The organism is Peribacillus simplex (assembly GCF_001578185.1).
Taxonomy (GTDB): Bacteria; Bacillota; Bacilli; order Bacillales; family DSM-1321; genus Peribacillus; species Peribacillus simplex_A.
The window spans coordinates 2802070-2820852 of the sequence record NZ_CP011008.1 but is presented as its reverse complement, the minus strand read 5'-3'; the positions used below and the strand labels follow the sequence as shown (position 1 = coordinate 2820852).

Below are 18783 nucleotides of genomic sequence, written 5' to 3'. Positions count from 1 at the left end.
ATTAGGATATTTTACTTAATGTATTCGTTAATCCTTGTTTCTGTCTTCTTTGCATTTTTTTAATGTCCAAACGCAACCAGATAGAGATGGCGAATGCTATCGCAATTAATACGGCGAAAACGTAGAATACCGGGATATAACTGTTCGTACTTTCCCTAATCGCAGTAACCAACATTGGTCCGCAAACTCCGCCTAGAGACCATGTAGTTAAAAGATACCCGTGAATGGCCCCAATTTCCTTGGTTCCAAATAAATCCCCGGCAAATGCAGGTAGATTTGAAAATCCTCCCCCATAACAACTAACGACTAACAAGATGAGTCCTTGGAACAATAGTGTATTTGTAGTAGTTGGAAGTAAAAGGAACGCTCCAATTTGTATGATGAAGAAAATGACGAAGACATTTGGACGGCCTATATAATCAGAGGCCGCTGCCCAGCCAAGTCTACCTCCGCCATTAAAGATTCCCATAATACCGACTAATGTTGCAGCACCTGCCACAGAAAGCCCAACAACGTCTTGAGCCATAGGTGAAGCTACCGAAATCATCATGATACCCGCACTTGTATTAATTAATTTCATTGACCATAACATCCAGAAGTGTTTAGTTTTAACCGCTTCTTTTGCAGTTAATTGCCTTAGGTCTTTCTTCAATTCTTTTTTACCGGACTCAATATCTCTCATCATTCCTTCAGGTAGCCAGTTAGCCTTTGGAGGTGCAATATAGGTTGCACCTAAGAACATTAGGATGAAATAGCCTGCGCCTAAAATATAATAAGTTGTATAAATGCCAACGGATTCCATAAGGCTTGCAGCTACTGGGGCTGTTATGAGGGCACCGGCACCGAAACCTAATACTGCCATTCCTGTCGCCAATCCCCTGCGATCAGGGAACCATTTAACTAAAGTGGATACTGGTGAAATGTACCCGATCCCCATACCAAGACCACTTAAAACCCCATATGTCAATAGGTAAAGTGGTAGTGAATCGACCATTACAGCCAACCCGGAACCAGCTTGTCCTAAACCGAATAATAAAGCCGCGACCAAAGCTGATTTTCTTGGACCATTTTTTTCTACAAATTTCCCAAAGAAGGCTGCAGAAGTTCCTGCAAGCGCCATCATTATTGTGAATGCTAACGTGACTTCAGTTTCTGACCACCCCATAGTCTCAACCAAAGGTTTTTTGTATACGCTATATGCGTATGCACCGCCAATGGAAAGGTGAATAGCGATAGCGGATAAAGCGATTAACCACCTGTTTTTTGTCATGTTGTTACCCCTTTTCGTCAAAAATAATAAAGTACCATGCGTTTTATCTATAATATTTTGATTTGCATGCGTTTTATCTATCTTGGGGATAAGTATATAAGATTATTTTTTAGTAGTAAACTACTAAATTGAATTTAACGACAAATTTGTATCTATGTACCATAATGGATTGAAATTGGAAATATATCTAAAAAACCATTCATGATCCCACTTTATGAAATGGTATAGAAAGTGTTTCATTCCTTATATGTTCCTTGTTAATATACATATAAGTATTAAGTTGAGTATCGGTTCGGATGCGGTAGCTCATAAGGAATCCGCTACACATCTTTTTATTCAGTCATTCCATTTTAAAGGAGTGGAAACGACAAGCGGATTACTGCCTGTTCCATGTTGAAAGAAATACAAAATTCGCATTGGCATTATTGTTGATAATTTGTTAAAATTAACCCTAATATTCAGGAATTCAAGAAACCTGAACGAACAACCGGTTTTGATATTTATTGAGAAGTTTTAGGAATAACCGGTTCTTTTTTCAGGAATCATAGTAGGAAGTCTAACTCGTTTATTTTAAAAAATTCCGAAAATTTGGTCAAAAGGCTTGAACTATGATTCCTGATAGGAGTAAACTAATTAAAGATAGATTTTATGGAAGTGAAATCTTGTAAATTTATTCAACAAGGGGTTTTGGTAATGAAGGAACATGACATGCAAATCACGCTTAGTACAACAAAGAAAGAAAAACCACAGGCGGACCAGCTTGAGTTCGGTAAGCAGTTTACCGATCATATGTTTATTATGGATTACACACAAGGGCAAGGGTGGCATGATCCAAGAATTGTTCCTTATCAACCGCTCGCACTAGAGCCGTCAGCTATGATTTTCCACTATGGTCAATCTGTTTTTGAAGGATTAAAAGCATATGCAACACCAGAAGATGAAATAATCTTATTCCGTCCGGAAAAGAATTTCCAACGCTTAAATAGTTCAAATAGCCGATTGTGCATACCGGATATCGACGTTGATTTTGCATTGAAGGCCTTAAAAACTTTAATTAGCGTTGATAAGGATTGGGTTCCTCAGGCAGAAGGTACATCCTTATATATCAGGCCATTCATAATAGCTACTGAGCCTTACCTTGGAGTTTCTCCATCAGAAAAATATCAGTTCATCATCATCATGTCACCTGTAGGTTCTTATTATAAAGAAGGCATTCATCCAGTTAAAATAGCCGTGGAGTCAGCTTTCACACGTGCAGTTAATGGTGGTACAGGAGAAGCTAAAACGGGCGGGAATTATGCATCGAGCCTTAAAGCCCAGGAAGTATCCGAAAAGATGGGTTATGCCCAAGTTCTTTGGTTAGACGGGGTAGAGAAAAAATATATTGAAGAAGTTGGAAGCATGAATGTTTTCTTCAAAATTAATGGTGAAATTATCACTCCTGCTTTAAATGGAAGTATCCTTCCGGGTATTACCCGTGATTCCATTATAGAATTGCTTAAACATTGGAATCTTCCCGTGACGGAAAGACGTATTTCCATGGAGGAAGTCAAAGAAGCATATAAATCAGGTCATCTGGAAGAGGCCTTCGGAACGGGTACAGCCGCGGTTATATCGCCAATTGGTGAATTTTTATGGAATGGTGAAGAAATGATCGTTCAAAGCGGGGAAACTGGGGAACTATCTAAAAAGCTTTATGATACACTGACAGGTGTCCAAACAGGTAAAATTTCAGACGAGTTAAATTGGACTGCGAAAGTTGAAGAAAAAGTGACTCAATGATACTTAAACAAAAAAACCTTCTTTGAAGGTTTCAGACTGTAGACAAACTCGATGAAAATCGAGTTTGTCTACAGTTTTTTTGAGGGTTTTAAAAATTCGAACGTTGATTTCCACTCCAGGCACTCGCTTTCCGCGGGCGGTCCGGGAGCCTCCTCGGCGCCTTTGCGCCTGTGGGGTCTCCCTTGGACGCGCTTTTCCCGCAGGAGTCTCGCGCCTTCCGTTCCAATCAACTTTGTTTTAACAATTAGATATAACCGCTTTTCGCTACAGTCTTTTTTGTTTTAAAATAGGAGTATTAAAACTTGAGGTGATGACGATGCTTTCGAAACATAATTCTATTCAGCGAGATCAACTTGAAATGATTACTTTGGATCAACTAGTGCCAGCGAACCATTTGGTTCGTAAAATTGAGGCGGCCATTGACTTCACTTTCATTTATGACTTGGTGAAAGATATGTATTCAGAGATAGGGCGCCCAAGTATTGATCCAGTTATTTTAGTTAAATTGACATTCATTCAATATACCTTCGGTATTCGTTCGATGCGTAAAACAATTGAAGAAGTTGAAACGAATATGGCTTACCGTTGGTTTTTAGGTTACGGTTTCCATGATAAAGTGCCTCACTTCTCAACGTTCGGGAAAAATTACGAGCGACGATTTAAAGATACTGACCTGTTTGAACAGATTTTCTATCGCATCTTAATGACAGCTTCCGAAAGAAAGTTAATAAGTGCTGAACATGTATTCGTTGATTCCACTCATGTGAAAGCCAGTGCAAATAAGCGAAAGTTCGCAAAGAAAGTCGTTCGCAAGGAAACACGAGCGTATCAAGAACGCCTTCAAGAAGAAATAAATCAAGATCGTGAAAACCATAGAAAGAAACCTTTTCCACCAGATAAATTTTATAAGGAAGAAACCAAAGAGATTAAAGAAAGTACAACAGATCCTGAGAGTGGTTACTATGTGAAAGATGAACGGACAAAACAGTTTGCCTATTCATTTCACACGGCTGCAGACCGCAATGGTTTTGTGCTAGGGTCGATTGTAACACCTGGAAATACGCATGATAGCCATATGTTAGAGCCACTGGTTGAACAAGTGATTGAGAAAGTTGGAAAGCCTGAAGCTGTTGCCGCAGATGCAGCTTATAAAACACCAGCCATTACAAGCTACCTCTTTGACAAAGAAATCACACCGGCTTTACCCTATACACGGCCTCGAACAAAAGAAGGATTCTTCCGCAAACATGAGTATGTTTACGATGAACATTTTGACTGTTACCTTTGCCCATCGGGCGAGATTTTAAAGTACTCAACAACAAATAAAGAGGGATATCGTGAGTACAAATCTCCCAAACACATTTGTAAGACATGTTCATTTTTATCACAGTGTACAGAAAGCAAAGACCATCAAAAAATGGTGACGCGCCATATCTGGCAAGAAAATATGGAAGAAGCAGATCACCTGCGTCATCATCAAGATGTAAAACCTATCTATGCGAAACGCAAGGAAACGATTGAGCGTGTATTCGCAGATGCAAAAGAAAAGCATGGTATGCGTTGGACTACTTTAAGGGGACTTAAAAAATTGTAGATGCAGGCGATGCTTACTTTCGCTGCCATGAATGTAAAGAAGATGGCCAATTGGACATGGCAAGGTCCAAAAATGGCCTAACATAGTGGGCTCGTAGAGACCCAAGCTCTTAATCTTGAGCAAAATTCCAAGAAAATATCAAAAGGGGTTCGGAATTAATACATTCCGAACCCCTTTTGTCGACAAACTGAAACCTTCTTTGAAGGTTTTTTTGTTTTCACATAATCATTTTGTGCCTTATTGCAACAGCCACGGCCTCAGTCCGGTGATTCACTCCTAATTTCCTGATTGCAGAAGAAATATGATCTCTGACAGTAAATTCACTAACGCTCATTTTTGATGCCATTTGCTTTAATCCTAAACCATTGGCTAAATATTGAAGGACCTCCGTTTCACGTTTACTTAGAAGGTAAGTGGGAGGAGCCGAATCCAATGTTGAACTGACAGCCAGTTTCAAATAATGGGACAGCTTCATTAAATCATTCTTGGTAACTGGCTCGTTTGCCTGAATGGGGTCAACCAAAACAAAACCGATGACCATGTCATTTACAATTATCGGTATGATTGCCAATGATGAGATGGAAAATTTTTTAACGTATTTTGCAGGAATGGAGGATTGCGCATGTTGAATGGTTAAGTATATGGGTTTGTTATGGATGACAGCTTGGTGGATAGGGTATATATCATGAATGTTTTCTTTAATATTATGTAATGAAAAAGTATCTTCACCAGTACATGCGCATATTCCTTCACCCACTCCTGTTAAACATGAGTAACTGAATAAAGATGCACGTTGAAAAGAAAAAAAATTCACACAGCCCTTTACAATCATTTGTGATTTATTTGCCATATCCTTTTGTTGGGAAATCTTTTTTACATGATTCATCAGGGTTTCCTCAAGCATTCGACTTTATTCCTCCCTACATTTTCAGTGCTAGGCTAAATGCTAGTAATATCTTACAATATAATGAAAACTCTTACAAATTAAATAATTCCTTATGGATTCAGAAGTTTTCAGATCATATTTCAAGGAGGCATTTACATGAAAAGAAAGAATTTAACGACCACCAGCCGGAGTTTTAGAGAAGATACCCTACCATTTAAACTTTATCAAAAGGCAAAGAAATTCGGTATATGGAATCCCCGTGACATTGATTTCAGCCAAGATAAAGAAGATTGGAAGTCATTTACTGATAATGAAAGGGAAGTATTATTACGGATCATCTCCCTTTTTCAGGGCGGAGAAGAAGCCGTGACTTTGGATTTGCTCCCCCTCATTATGACGATAGCCAAAGAAGGTAGAATCGAGGAAGAAATGTATTTAACGACATTTTTATTCGAGGAAGCGAAGCATATGGAGTTCTTTCGACATGCATTAGATCAAGTTGGTGAAAAGGGTGATTTGTCGGTTTATCACTCAGACATTTATAAATCCATTTTTTATGAAATATTGCCGGAAGCGATGGGGAAACTTTTATCAGACCAATCCCCTGAAGCATTGGCAGAAGCGGCCACTGTTTATAATATGTTTACAGAGGGCGTTCTTGCAGAAACTGGATATTTCGGGTTCTATCAGACTCTCGAAGCTAATAAAATGATGCCTGGTTTATTAAAGGGTGTGGGTCTTTTGAAAAAAGATGAATCACGCCATATTGCTTATGGGACTTTCCTGCTACAGAGAATCATCAGTGAACATCCACATATCTTTAAACAAGTTGAAAAGAGGATGGAGGAACTTTCACCATTGGCAATCGCGTTAAATACAGAGGGATATGATCGGTTAGGCAATCCATTTGGTAATGACAAACAAGCTGTTTTCGATTTTACCATGAAACAATTATCAGTACGGATGGAGATCTTGGCAAGGGCAAAAGGAAAGGGCATTGAAGAAATCTATCAAAGTAACGTAAAGGAATATGGGGTTTTGTGAAGCAGATACAGGTTACTATGCTGCATTTCTGATTTTGGATGCTAAAGAAGGATTCCACAATGAATACCAGGAACCTGGAAGCTTGAATTGAAAAATCTTAATCGTAAATAAAGACAAATTTATCTATGGTGAATGGAAATCCTAGTTTCTGGTTAATGCCTTAGATTTACAGTGGTCCCAATACTCGTTCAATCATTCCGGACCTAGTCAATGGTCATGGGGCCCATAGGATTATTCTCGTGAGTGATGTGGGTTTGGATAATGCAGGTGTCGTTAAAAAGTTCCGAAATTTTTGAGCAGTCTTTAGGCACCAAAGCTGAAATAGTTGGGCAGTTTCTCGATGTTACACAAGATGCAGCAAGTGAATGCGTGAAATATGCACACGAAGTGAATGCCAATGCCATACATGCTATTGGCGGAGTGTCATTGATACCGCATTGAAATTGGGATTATTTAAAGGGATTACGGATATAAATGATGCGATATCAGGAGGTTATCTGTATGAGGGTTTTCCAAAAGCCCCACATATGGGCACCCCATGGCCACAACAGCAGGCACCGGTTCGGAAGTATCCCTAATAACAGTCATATATAATGAGCATAAAAAAAGTTAAATGAATAAATGCAATGTTTTCGTAAGTTCGGATGTGGCCATTCTAAATCCCGAGTTAACAGTCGGCCTTCCGCCTGATATTACGGCGTTTACTGGTACAGATGCATCGTCAAGTGCAATTGAAGCGATCGTTCCACCTACAAAGACATCAATAACTGTTGCTCATGCATTTCAGGCGATTTGGGTTATTGGAAAAAATTACTGATAGCGGTGAAGGATGGAAAAAGATTAAGGCAAGAATGGAAATGATAAGTGGAAGCATGATGGGAATCACTGCATTTTGAAGTCCGCTAAATGCGATTCCGGTTCATAAAGGCATATGGAGCGGTATGACGTATTCCGAATGGTTTGGCCAATGCGGTGTTATAACCGGTTGTCATGGAGTAAATTCCCTAAGTAATACCTGCCATAGACGAATTGAGAGCCAAAGCCTTTAAAGTGAAAATACATGATGAAGATTCAAAAGGGATCTTAGCGAAAGTGGTAGAAAAGCTCCGGGTTCCCTATTTGATCTTGGGCATCCTCTGACTTCAGTGATATGGAATTAGCCAGACACATATGGAGAGAATGCTGACTGTAATATTGAGGGATACAGCTGTCACTAACTATCCGAAGTCGTCGGAATTAATAAGCTCAGAAATTTCAAGAGTTTTACCCGTGACCATCATTAATTTTTAAAAAAAGCCGCCCAAGAAGGGTAGCTTTTTTGCGAGTGCAATAACTGCCCTCCATCATGATAAGTCCCAAAATATTCGTTTTGTCAGTTTTCGATGATATGTCTACTGATGCGAGCGTAACATTTTGGATTGAAAGGTTAATGTTTTTTTCCTAAGTTTTCCTGTGCCATCTTTATAAGTTCCTTGACCATGCCGCCTCCTAACTTTCCGCCTATTTTTCCATTCTGCTTGGATGTCAGCTCACCGTTATAGTCTTTTTTCAGCGGTACGCCAATATCTTTTGCTACTTCAAACTTGGCCTCTTCAGGATTCTTTGTACCAGCAACTTTGGCTTTTAAATCATCGAGTCCTTTTCGCGCTTCAGCTACCAGAATTTTTTTTCTCCTTGCCATCAAACATCACTCCTTGTTTTTTGTTAGGTTAACCTAAAGGAAAGAAAATGATTATCATGCGGAGTCAATTGTTTTTTTGCTGAACCGGTATTACATTTCTTGAGTGGGAATTGGAATCACAATGGAACGGGGAGGCACTTATCAAATCTTAAATAAAGAAGAATTTACATGAGGTGTACCTGATTGTGGTGATTGGCAGTTCGAGAGATGTTTTAGTTTATTTATAGCGGGTATCATTTAGTAAAACGATTTAAGGAGAACAATGATGCTGACTGTTAATTCAAATTTGTTAACGAAAGAAGATATGACAAATCCCGATCGAGTGCCGCAATGGCTAATTAAAGAATATCAAACTTTCCATAATACAGTGACGGATAAAACGTTTCCTTGTTATTTTGGTATGAAAGCTGAAAATAAAGGGGAACTTCGTTATGCTTATATCACACAGGAAGATTGGTCCAATCTTCCAAAAGCAGTGGAAAGCTTTCTGGATTTATTTCAAGAACCACCATATATCAGGCATGGCCTGTTTGTCTTTATGGAGCCTGAACAAATAGAGGGAGATATAGGACTGTACCGAAAAAAGTTTTGGGATATCCTGCAATACCTACATAAAGAGGATAAAAAACCTTGGCCAATTAAAAAGCCGAAAGATCCCGAGCATTATTTATGGGACTATCATTTTGCAGGTGAACCAATCTTCGTCTTTGGCAATGCACCTGCTTATAAACAACGAAAAACCCGTGATTTAGGAAATAGCCTTGTTCTTGGATTTCAACCCCGGATGATTTTTGAAGGATTAGAAGGAACGGAAAAAGGCGGGATTATGTCACGTGAAAAAGTTCGTGAACGAGTAGAGGAATGGGATAACCTGCCTAAACATCCTGATATCAGTCATTTTGGTGATGTAGATCATAATGAATGGAAACAATTTTTCATCGGGGATGATATAGAGCCGATAAAAGGGAAATGTCCCTTCCATCATAAAGAGTTAACTTAACCGAGGGCAAATTGCTCTCGGTTTATTATGACTTTAGGGTTGTAAAAAAACCAAGAGAAAATTTCTGAAATGCCCATTTTAATATAAAAAACATATTTCTTGCCTTCTTGGATTATCAGTCTTATAATGTGAATGTAGTAATTGCAGTTAATTCGAGATATATGGATTGAATATTTATTTTGAAACTGTACTATTTTTTCATGGCAAATATATAAAAATTAACTATTGGGGGAACTGACAATGTCTAAAGTATTATTTGTTAAATCAAATGACCGTCCAGCGGATCAAGCCATTAGCGTGAAAATGTATGAAGCTTTTTTGAACACATACAAGGAAGCGAATAGTAACGATGAAGTAACTGAATTGGACTTATTTAAACTGAACTTACCATACTATGGGAATACAGCGATTACTGCCCTTTATAAACGCAGCCAAGGTATGGAATTGACTGAGGAAGAAGTGGAGATTGCTGATATCGTGCAACAATACTTGAATCAATTCCTTGCTGCCGACAAAGTGGTATTTGCCTTCCCACTATGGAACGCAACTGTACCAGCTCCACTCGTAACATATATTTCTTATCTTGCCCAAGCGGGTACAACTTTTAAATACACTGCTGAAGGCCCAGTTGGTCTTATTCCTGAGAAAAAAGTGGCTGTACTTAATGCTCGCGGATCGGATTATGCTTTACCTGGAATGGAAGCTGCTGAAATGGCAGTGAAATACGTAACGATGAATTTAAAATTATGGGGCATAACGAACCCGGAAACAGTTGTTATCGAGGGACATAATCAATATCCAGACCGTACACAGGATATCGTTGCAGAAGGATTGGCAAAGGTTGCTGAAACTGCAGCAAAATTCTAATTGATAAAAAGGAAAACCAGTATGTATTTTTAGCATACTGGTTTTTCTATGCAGATTTTTCTGAAAGTCGATTATAATAAAGGGTAAGCCTATAAGCCTGAAAGGAAGTGTCATATGCAAACGTTTAAATCACGTGATGAAATCAAAGAAGAAGAAACATGGAACTTAAAGGATATTTACGATGATCAGGCCAATTGGGAAAAAGATTATCAAGAAGTCCTTAGGATGACAGAAAAATTAAAAACTTATGATGGGCATATTCAGTCTGCTAAAGATTTGTTCGAGTATTTACGATTAAGTGAGGAACTCGGCTACATTTATAACAAGCTATATGTATATGCCATGCTGCAAACAGATTTGGATACACGGGTTACCTCATCGCAGGCATTACAAGATAGAGCAGGTCAGTTAGGGCAAAAAATTAGTAATGCATCTGCCTTTTTCATGCCATTTCTTTTGAGCCTTGAAGAACAAACATTAAAAGGGTACATAAAAGAAATCGAGGGCTTAAAATATTTTGAAGAAGATCTACTGGATTCCTATCGCTATAAATCCCATGTGTTAACGAAAGAACAAGAAGAGGTCCTTTCTCAAGTAGGCGAAGCCTTTTCAGCACCACAAAAAACGTTCGGGATGATCAACAATGCTGATATTAAATTTGGGGAAGTCACGAATGAAGACGGCGAAAGGGTTGAGCTTACACGAGGAATGTATTCCAAATTGATTGAACACGATGATCGTGATAAGAGAAAAGAGGCGTATATCGCGTATTATCAGCCATATGTACAGTTGAAAAATACCATCGCTTCCACACTTTCTACGGCAATCAAGAATAATGTGAATCTTTCAAAATTAAGAAATTATCCATCTGCCTTGGAAAAATCCTTATTCGGAGATAAGGTTCCAAAAGAAGTATATGATAATTTGATTATGTCTACTAAACAAAATATTGGACCCATGCATAAATACATCAATTTAAGAAAAAAATTGCTCGGGGTAGAAGAACTTCGTGCATATGATTTAAGTATACCATTGGTCGAAGGTGCTAAAGAGGAGATTTCTTACGATGATGGATTTGCTTTGATGATGGAAGCATTGAAACCTCTTGGCGAAGAATATATCACAATTCTGAAAACCTTTAAGGAAAAAAGATACATCGACGTCAGGGAAACACCTGGAAAACGTTCAGGCGCTTATAATTTAGGACTTTATGGTGTTCATCCTTTCATCTTATTAAATCACCGTGATGATTTAGACAGTGTATTTACACTTGCACATGAATCCGGACATGGCATGCATTCATACTATAGCTCAAAGTACCAGCCGCAAATAAGTGCAGGGTATTCCATTTTTGTTGCTGAAGTTGCGTCCACAGTGAATGAAATCCTGCTGATTCGCCATTTAATTAAAACAACAAAAGACGTGAAAAAGAAAAAACACTTACTCAACCATTTCATAGATAGTTTTAAAGGAACATTCTTCACACAGGTGATGTTTGCGGAATTTGAAAAGATCGTACATGAAAAAGCTGAAAATGATGAGCCTCTAAATGCCGAGGTTTTTAACACAGCTTATGAATCGATATTCCGTGCTTATAATGGGGATGAGATAATTTTTGATGAAGAAGTGAAGTTTGGCTGGTCACGCATCCCACACTTTTATCGTCCGTTTTACGTCTACAAATATGCCACTGGTTACGTTTCAGCAATTACAATCGCAGATAAGATCCTTTCTGGGGACCAAAAAACTCTTGAAAGTTATTTGACCTTCTTGAAAAGCGGGAGTTCCGATTTCCCATTGGAGCTGCTTAAGAAAACAGGCGTAGATTTGACTAAACCTGATCCAATCGAAAACGCAATGAGAATTTTCAGTGATCTTGTCGACGAATTCACAGAGTTGTCAGAGGGCTAATCTAAACCATTTCTTCCAAAAGAGCCCATGGTATGTCTGTTATAAAAATGCTATAGTTACACTATTGGCGTATGAGAGGCCCAATCTTTTGATTGGGCCTTCTTTTATATGGTAAAAAAACAGGTGCCTTTGTAAACAATTCCATATGGACAGTAAATTATTTTACATCAGAGCCTAGCCACTGGGCCAGCTTCTTAATACTTCAATGGCATATTTTGTGAGGAAAGTGAAAAAATGAATTCAACAGTTAATTTTATAAAAGAATGGCAGCAGGCACTTCAGCTTGAAATCCTGCATTTAAAAAAATATGGCAGCACAAAATACCTGGTTTCGAACGGTCATCTGCTTACAAGTGACGGTTCTTTCAGCTATTATTTTGAAACAGGTTCATCGATAAAAGTTCCTGTCGGTTCCGTCGTTCGACTTGAATGGGGAGGAATTAAACAGGATGGCAGGATACTCTCATCGGAGGGGAAAAGTATAATCATTGTTTTTGATCGCTCGTTAGGCGATATGATCGGCGAAGCCTTTTTATACCATGATCCATGGGAATTGCTTGAACAATTGATTATCCGCTTGGACGAAATCAAGAGAAGCAAAAAGAAAAGGCTTCGGATCAAACGCCTGATGGATCCGTCCATGCCGCAAAAACATCCTGTAAATGAAAAACTAAGCAGTGTGAAAGAATTATATGCCCGCTCGAAATTCAATCCTGTCACATTTGTCTGGGGTCCACCTGGAACAGGAAAAACCTATACATTGGCACGTACGGTAGCCAATCATTATTTACAAGATAAAAAAGTGCTGGTCTTGTCCCATAGCAACCAGGCTGTCGATGTTTTGATGGCTGAAATTTCTTCATTCATTAAAAAGAAAGATCTTTTCAAAGAAGGCGATGTGCTTCGCTATGGGTCTCAAATCGGTGAATCCCTTGCCATCCATGATGATATTGTTACGGGGCAACTATTAGGTAAACATGAACCGGCATTAATTAACGAAAAAGAACAGCTAGCTGAAGAGAAACGTTTATTAAAACATGACTTGGCTGGCTCCTTCAGCAAAAGGGATACGGATCAATTAATCGAGATAGAGAAAAAACTGGCAAAAGTTTTGGAGAAAATACGCCATAAAGAGATGCAATTCGTAAAAGAAGCAAAAATCATCGGAACGACCTTGGCAAAGGCCGCAAATGATGAAACGGTTTATCAAAAGGAGTATGATCTAGTAATTTTGGACGAAGCGAGCATGGCTTACGTACCACAGGTGGCTTTCGCTGCAGCGTTATCCAAACATATTATCGTTTGTGGTGATTTCAAACAATTGCCGCCCATTGCTTCCGCTCGTGATTCACTTGTGAAACTTTGGCTAAAGGAAGACATCTTTCATCGGGCGGGTGTTGCTCAGTCTGTGGAGGAAGGGGAACTTCATCCTCATTTATTCCTACTAAAAGAACAGCGCCGCATGCATCCGGATATTTCAGCATTCACTAATCGTGTCGTCTATAACAATTTTGTAGGTGATCATGAAAGTGTTGCCACAAGCAGGGAGAGCATAATGCTGGCGGAACCATTTGCCAATAAGGCGGCGGCACTTGTAGATACTAGCTTATCAGGTGAATATTGCATCACGGAACGCACTTCCCACTCGAGAATGAATATATGGCAATTACTTTTATCTTTTCAACTGATTCATGAAGCTTATGTGGGAGGGACAAGGTCAATTGGTTATGTCGCTCCGTATCGTGCACAGGCAGACTTGATGGAAAAACTATTGGATGATTTATATGCCAAAGAACGGCAAACGGCCGATATCATCGCTGCAACTGTACATCGTTTCCAGGGAAGCGAACGGGAGATGATGATTTTTGACACAGTTGATAGTTATCCGCAAAACAGGGCAGGAATGTTATTGACCGGAAGAGAAAGTGAAAGGCTCATTAACGTTGCAATAACAAGGACTAAGGGTAAGTTCGTACATGTTAGTGACAATTCATTTGTTAACAAACATGTTTATCGCAGCAAAACTCTTCGTCAACTTGTCGATCATCAAATTCAAAATGATCAGATTGTGTCAAAGAAAGACATTGGAAAATGGGTTAAACACCAGCACCCGAAATTAAAATGGATGCATGCCCGTAAGTTAAGCGATTTTCTGGAAGATATTGAATCAACAAAACAAGAGTTGGTAATGGCAGTGCCAGATTTGAACAGTTTGTCGGAAGAATGGCAAGAGTTTTTAATGAAACGAAACCCTGCAGTGAAATTGACGATCATATCAGCAAAAAGGAACCCTGATATCATCTCTGATCATTTTATTTGTTCACCAGTTTCCTTTTCCTTTATCATCTTTGATAAACGAGTAATCTGGTTAGGTTTGCCCGTAGAGTCCAATAATCGGATCCAGCCCCCATTTATAGCGGCTCGTTTGGATTCGCAAATAATGGCTGATGAATTACTATCTCAGTTCATAAAAAGTGAATAGCTCTGGAAAGGCCCTATATTAGGGCTTTTCTTCATTTTTCAAAGTGTATATTCCCTAAGTGACCTCGATAGAATAAATATTAATAGGAACACCTTCTAAAATAACAATATATTAAACCAAAGACCTCGTCAGAATATATATTCCACTCACAAACTCCAGTCTGGATTCAACTCCATATAATTTCCGCTAAAGGTTGCAAACTAAAATAACAAACCAAGCTTTTCAGGCGACTTTCGGCTAATTATGATTTACCATTACGTTACGAAAGAGAAGAAAGGAGGTAACAAAATGAAACTGGGCATTTTAGATCAATCACCAATTGCAACCGGACAATCAGCACAAGAGGCATTGCAGGCTTCACTGCAACTTGCACAAGAAGGAGATAGACTCGGTTATAGCAGGATCTGGTTAACTGAACATCATGATCTGCCGGGATTGGCATGTTCCGTTCCAGAGGTATTGATAAGCTATATTGGTGCGCAAACAAAAAATATCCGAATTGGATCTGGGGCAGTTCTGCTTCCTCATTATAAGCCATATCGGATAGCAGAGATTTATAATATGCTTGCCACCCTATTTCCAAGCAGGGTCGATATGGGCATAGGACGTGCTCCTGGGGGATCTGCCGAAGCTACGATGGCATTATCCGATAATTTTTTGCAGAATGTTTACAAAATGCCTGAACTTGTTGAGGAGCTGTTGAATTTTCTTAGAGATGAATTTCCGAAAGAACATTTGTTTTCAAATACCTCTGCTGCTCCTATCCCAAAGGTACCGCCTGAACCGTGGATATTGGGAACAAGCGGGAAAAGTGCAAAACTTGCTGCTGAAAATGGTACTGCATACGCATTTGGTGAATTTATGAGTGAAAATGATGGATTGAAGAGTCTTCAACAGTACCGTGAAAACTTCCAAACAAAAGGCTTTCTTGAAGGGCCAAAAACAATCGTTTCGGTTGCGGCCATATGTGCAGAAACAGAGGAACTTGCGAAAGAAATCGCTCTTAGCAACACCCTATGGAAAATACAAAGTGGACAAAGGAACAGAAAACAGGTTCCAAGTATAGAAGAGGTAAGGAATCATGATTGGACTGAAAAAGAAAAAGTACTGATGGAAACCATGCATGAAAAACTGATTTTTGGTACACCTTCTCAAGTGAAGTATCGCCTTTTGGAAATTCAGGAAAAATATCAAGCAGATGAAATAATGCTGATAACCATCACTCATAAATTGGAGGACAGGCTGAATTCTTATCGCTTGATTGCTAAGGAACTCCTTAACAATTAATCCCCTTCGAGCATTTTATGTGCATTTTGTGTGCATTTTCTATATGATGACTTTGCGTCCATTTAATATCATAATTGAAAGAAGTTGAAGATATGAATGCTGATCAACATGGAAAAAAACTTAGCGACATTTCTTTTTCCGTACTGGACCTAGCTTCAATTGTTGAAGGTGGTACAGTTTCGGGAGCTTTTAAAAATACAATAGATTTAGCAAAACATGCGGAACAATGGAACTACAACCGTTTCTGGGTTGCAGAACACCATAGTATGCCTGGGATCGCAAGCTCTGCAACTTCCGTGCTGATAGGATATGTTGCAGGGAAGACAGAAAGAATTCGTGTGGGTTCTGGAGGCATAATGCTACCAAATCATGCACCACTGGTTATCGCAGAACAATTTGGAACATTGGAAGCAATGTATCCCGGTAGAATAGATTTAGGACTGGGGCGCGCTCCGGGAAGCGACCAATATACTGCCATGGCGCTCCGGGGTGATGTGCGTAATAATGGACAGGATTTTCCTGAACAATTGGCGCAGCTCCGCAGTTATTTAGATGCGGATTCTAAACATAATCGTGTTCGGGCCATCCCTGGCGAAGGACAGGATATCCCGATTTGGCTTCTTGGTTCAAGCGGCTTCAGTGCAGCATTATCAGCACAGCTTGGATTGCCATTTTCATTTGCAAGCCATTTTTCCCCTGAAAATACTCAACCGGCTTTAGCTCGTTACCGCAATAATTTCCAACCATCCGACGTTCTCGATAAACCTTATGTGATGGTTGGTGTCAATGTATTTGCAGCTGATACAACTGATGAGGCACAAAGGATTGCCACATCTTATCAACAGCAGTTTTTGAATTTGATAAGGAACACACCTGGACAACTTGCTCCTCCAGTTGATACGATGGAAGGCATCTGGACAGAATATGAAAAGTCCATTGTCATGAAACAATTGAATGCCTCCATTATCGGAAATCCGGAAGAGGTAAAAGAGCAGTTGCAGACTTTTTTAAATGAAACACAGGCGGATGAAATGATTATAAACTCTGCCATTTATGATCAGAATGCGCGCCTTCGTTCTTATGAAATCATTGCAGAAGTTACTGGAATGAAATAAGTGTCAATGAATGAGCTTGCAGATCACATATCTGCAAGCTTTTTTATAAAATACATACCGATTGACTCTTTAAACAAAGTTAGGAGAGAAGAATGAAACGAGAAGACCCTATATCCTTAATATTTCACTTCACAGATAAACAAGGTGAGAGCAGGCCGCTCTATTTTACGAACCCGAAAAAAGTGTTCACTGCCCATTCCATTGGCGATGTCCTTCCTCAATTTCAAAAAGTCCAGGAAGCGATCGACCAGGGGCATTATGCAGCGGGATATGTATCCTATGAAGCGGCACCTGCTTTTGAAAAATCTTTTAAAGTAAAAGATGGAGCCAAAATGCCATTATTATGGTTCGGTATTTTTGATAAACCGGAAGAATTACCTGAAAAAATGCCAGGGGCTTTTAAGTTAGCTGAATGGCAATCAGAAATGGATTCAACTACCTATCATTCAGGCTTTCAAAAAATAAAATCCGAAATTGAGAAAGGCAATACGTATCAAGTGAATTATACGATGCGTTTGCAATCCAAGTTCGAAGGGGACGACTTCGCTTTCTTTGATCGCTTGAAGAGAGCTCAACGATCGAATTATAGTGCATATTTGAACGTGGGGACACATCGAATCCTCTCAGCATCACCCGAGTTATTTTTCCGCTGGGAAGGTGATCAGCTAATAACAAGGCCTATGAAAGGAACGGTAAAGCGGGGAACGACACTGAAAATGGATCAATACAATGCAGACTGGTTAGCAGCCTCGGAAAAGAACCAAGCTGAAAACTACATGATTGTGGACCTGCTCAGAAATGATTTGGGAATGATTGCAGAACCAGGAAGCGTCAAGGTTCCACAACTTAAGGAAATTGAAAAATATCCGACCGTTTGGCAAATGACCTCCACAATAACAGCTGATACGAAACCTGGAACAACAATCATTGATATATTCAAGGCTCTTTTTCCATGTGGTTCGATAACAGGTGCACCTAAAATAAAAACAATGGAAATCATCACTGATATCGAGAATTCACCACGTGAAGTTTATTGCGGTGCAATCGGGTTTATCACCCCTGAATCCGAAGCCGTTTTTAATGTGCCGATCCGTACGGTCGTGATCGAAAAGGAAACAGGTAATGCCGAGTATGGGGTAGGCGGGGGAATCACTTGGGATTCTGAGTTAACCGAAGAATATGACGAAGCCTTTTTAAAGGCCAAATTATTGACGGTGGAAAGGCCTGCTTACGAATTATTGGAATCGATGAAGCTAAGCGATGGCGAATATTATTTGTTGAATGATCATATCGATCGAATGAAACAATCTGCTAATTACTTCAATTATCAGTTCTCTGAATTGAAATTTAGAGATGAACTCCAAAAGTATGCGGATTTAAACCAAGGCAAATTGCAAAAGGTAAGGGTACTGCTTAAAGAAAATGGAGAAATGGAAGTTTCAGGACAAGCAATTAAGCCCATTGATTCAGAATTAACGGCTATCTTGGCTGAAACTCCAATATCAAGTGGAAATCCCTTTCTTTTTCATAAGACGACTAATCGTGATGTATATGAAGGCTTTCAAAAGAATAATCCTGACTTCGATGACGTTCTACTTTGGAATGAAGAAGGATTCATCACGGAATTCTCGAACGGGAATGTAGTGGTGAAGATAAATGGTGACTACTATACCCCTCCTGTGGAATCAGGTCTGCTCGCTGGAACTTTTCGTCAAGAATTAATAAGGAAGAAGGAAATCAAGGAAAAACCCATTTTAAAAGCTGACCTTAATAGCGCTGAGGAAATTTGGTTTATTAATAGTGTGCGAGGGAAATTAAAAGTGAATTTGACATTCTAAGCTGATTTCCCCTAAAAAAATGATGTA

At 39.3% G+C, this 18783-nt stretch carries 14 protein-coding genes and 1 pseudogene; 12 read left to right on the top strand and 3 right to left on the bottom strand.

Going from position 1 to position 18783, the window contains the following annotated elements; genetic code table 11:
- Position 1 precedes the first annotated feature (1 nt).
- Positions 2-1270, bottom strand: coding sequence for an L-lactate MFS transporter (locus UP17_RS13085; RefSeq protein WP_061463404.1), 1269 nt, complete (start codon positions 1268-1270; stop codon positions 2-4).
- Between the two features lie 693 nt (positions 1271-1963).
- Here UP17_RS13085 and UP17_RS13080 point away from each other — a divergent pair.
- Together UP17_RS13080 and UP17_RS13075 are read left to right on the top strand one after the other, a co-directional pair.
- Entirely contained in the window at positions 1964-3052 is a 1089-nt protein-coding gene (locus tag UP17_RS13080; protein WP_061463403.1) for a branched-chain amino acid aminotransferase, read from the top strand.
- 316 nt (positions 3053-3368) lie between these two features.
- Positions 3369-4727, top strand: a pseudogene (locus UP17_RS13075) (IS1182 family transposase).
- A gap of 136 nt (positions 4728-4863) precedes the next feature.
- Here UP17_RS13075 and UP17_RS28865 read toward each other — a convergent pair.
- Complete coding sequence (locus tag UP17_RS28865; protein WP_061463402.1) at positions 4864-5550, bottom strand: response regulator transcription factor; 687 nt, start codon at positions 5548-5550, stop codon at positions 4864-4866.
- 138 nt (positions 5551-5688) lie between these two features.
- Between UP17_RS28865 and UP17_RS13065 the strand changes: the two genes are divergently transcribed.
- From UP17_RS13065 to UP17_RS13055, 3 genes are all read left to right on the top strand, one after another.
- On the top strand, positions 5689-6576 hold the full coding sequence (locus UP17_RS13065; RefSeq protein WP_061463401.1) for a R2-like ligand-binding oxidase: 888 nt from the start codon (positions 5689-5691) through the stop codon (positions 6574-6576).
- A gap of 261 nt (positions 6577-6837) precedes the next feature.
- Positions 6838-7017, top strand: a complete 180-nt coding sequence (locus UP17_RS13060) for a hypothetical protein (RefSeq protein ID WP_061463400.1) — start codon at positions 6838-6840, stop codon at positions 7015-7017.
- A gap of 172 nt (positions 7018-7189) precedes the next feature.
- A complete protein-coding gene (locus UP17_RS13055; RefSeq protein ID WP_061463399.1) occupies positions 7190-7393 on the top strand; it encodes an iron-containing alcohol dehydrogenase in 204 nt (67 codons plus the stop codon).
- A gap of 609 nt (positions 7394-8002) precedes the next feature.
- Here UP17_RS13055 and UP17_RS13050 read toward each other — a convergent pair.
- Positions 8003-8257 carry an alpha/beta-type small acid-soluble spore protein gene (locus UP17_RS13050; protein WP_061463398.1) on the bottom strand — a complete coding sequence of 85 codons (255 nt, stop codon included), beginning with the start codon at positions 8255-8257 and terminating at the stop codon, positions 8003-8005.
- Between the two features lie 265 nt (positions 8258-8522).
- On the opposite strand from UP17_RS13050, the gene UP17_RS13045 reads away from it, so the two are divergent.
- The 7 genes from UP17_RS13045 (at position 8523) to pabB (ending at position 18756) form a co-directional block, all read left to right on the top strand.
- Positions 8523-9257: a YqcI/YcgG family protein gene (locus tag UP17_RS13045; RefSeq protein ID WP_061463397.1), complete on the top strand. Its 735-nt coding sequence runs from the start codon at positions 8523-8525 to the stop codon at positions 9255-9257.
- A gap of 225 nt (positions 9258-9482) precedes the next feature.
- Positions 9483-10124 carry an FMN-dependent NADH-azoreductase gene (locus tag UP17_RS13040; RefSeq protein ID WP_061463396.1) on the top strand — a complete coding sequence of 214 codons (642 nt, stop codon included), beginning with the start codon at positions 9483-9485 and terminating at the stop codon, positions 10122-10124.
- Positions 10125-10238: 114 nt separating this feature from the next.
- Positions 10239-12035: an oligoendopeptidase F gene (pepF, locus tag UP17_RS13035; RefSeq protein WP_061463395.1), complete on the top strand. Its 1797-nt coding sequence runs from the start codon at positions 10239-10241 to the stop codon at positions 12033-12035.
- A gap of 234 nt (positions 12036-12269) precedes the next feature.
- Entirely contained in the window at positions 12270-14516 is a 2247-nt protein-coding gene (locus UP17_RS13030; protein WP_061463394.1) for an AAA domain-containing protein, read from the top strand.
- 288 nt (positions 14517-14804) lie between these two features.
- Complete coding sequence (locus UP17_RS13025) at positions 14805-15803, top strand: LLM class flavin-dependent oxidoreductase (RefSeq protein WP_061463393.1); 999 nt, start codon at positions 14805-14807, stop codon at positions 15801-15803.
- Positions 15804-15895: 92 nt separating this feature from the next.
- Positions 15896-16918: an LLM class flavin-dependent oxidoreductase gene (locus tag UP17_RS13020; RefSeq protein ID WP_061463392.1), complete on the top strand. Its 1023-nt coding sequence runs from the start codon at positions 15896-15898 to the stop codon at positions 16916-16918.
- A 92-nt stretch (positions 16919-17010) separates the two neighbouring features.
- On the top strand, positions 17011-18756 hold the full coding sequence (gene pabB / locus UP17_RS13015) for an aminodeoxychorismate synthase component I (RefSeq protein WP_061463391.1): 1746 nt from the start codon (positions 17011-17013) through the stop codon (positions 18754-18756).
- The last annotated feature ends 27 nt before the right edge of the window (positions 18757-18783 follow it).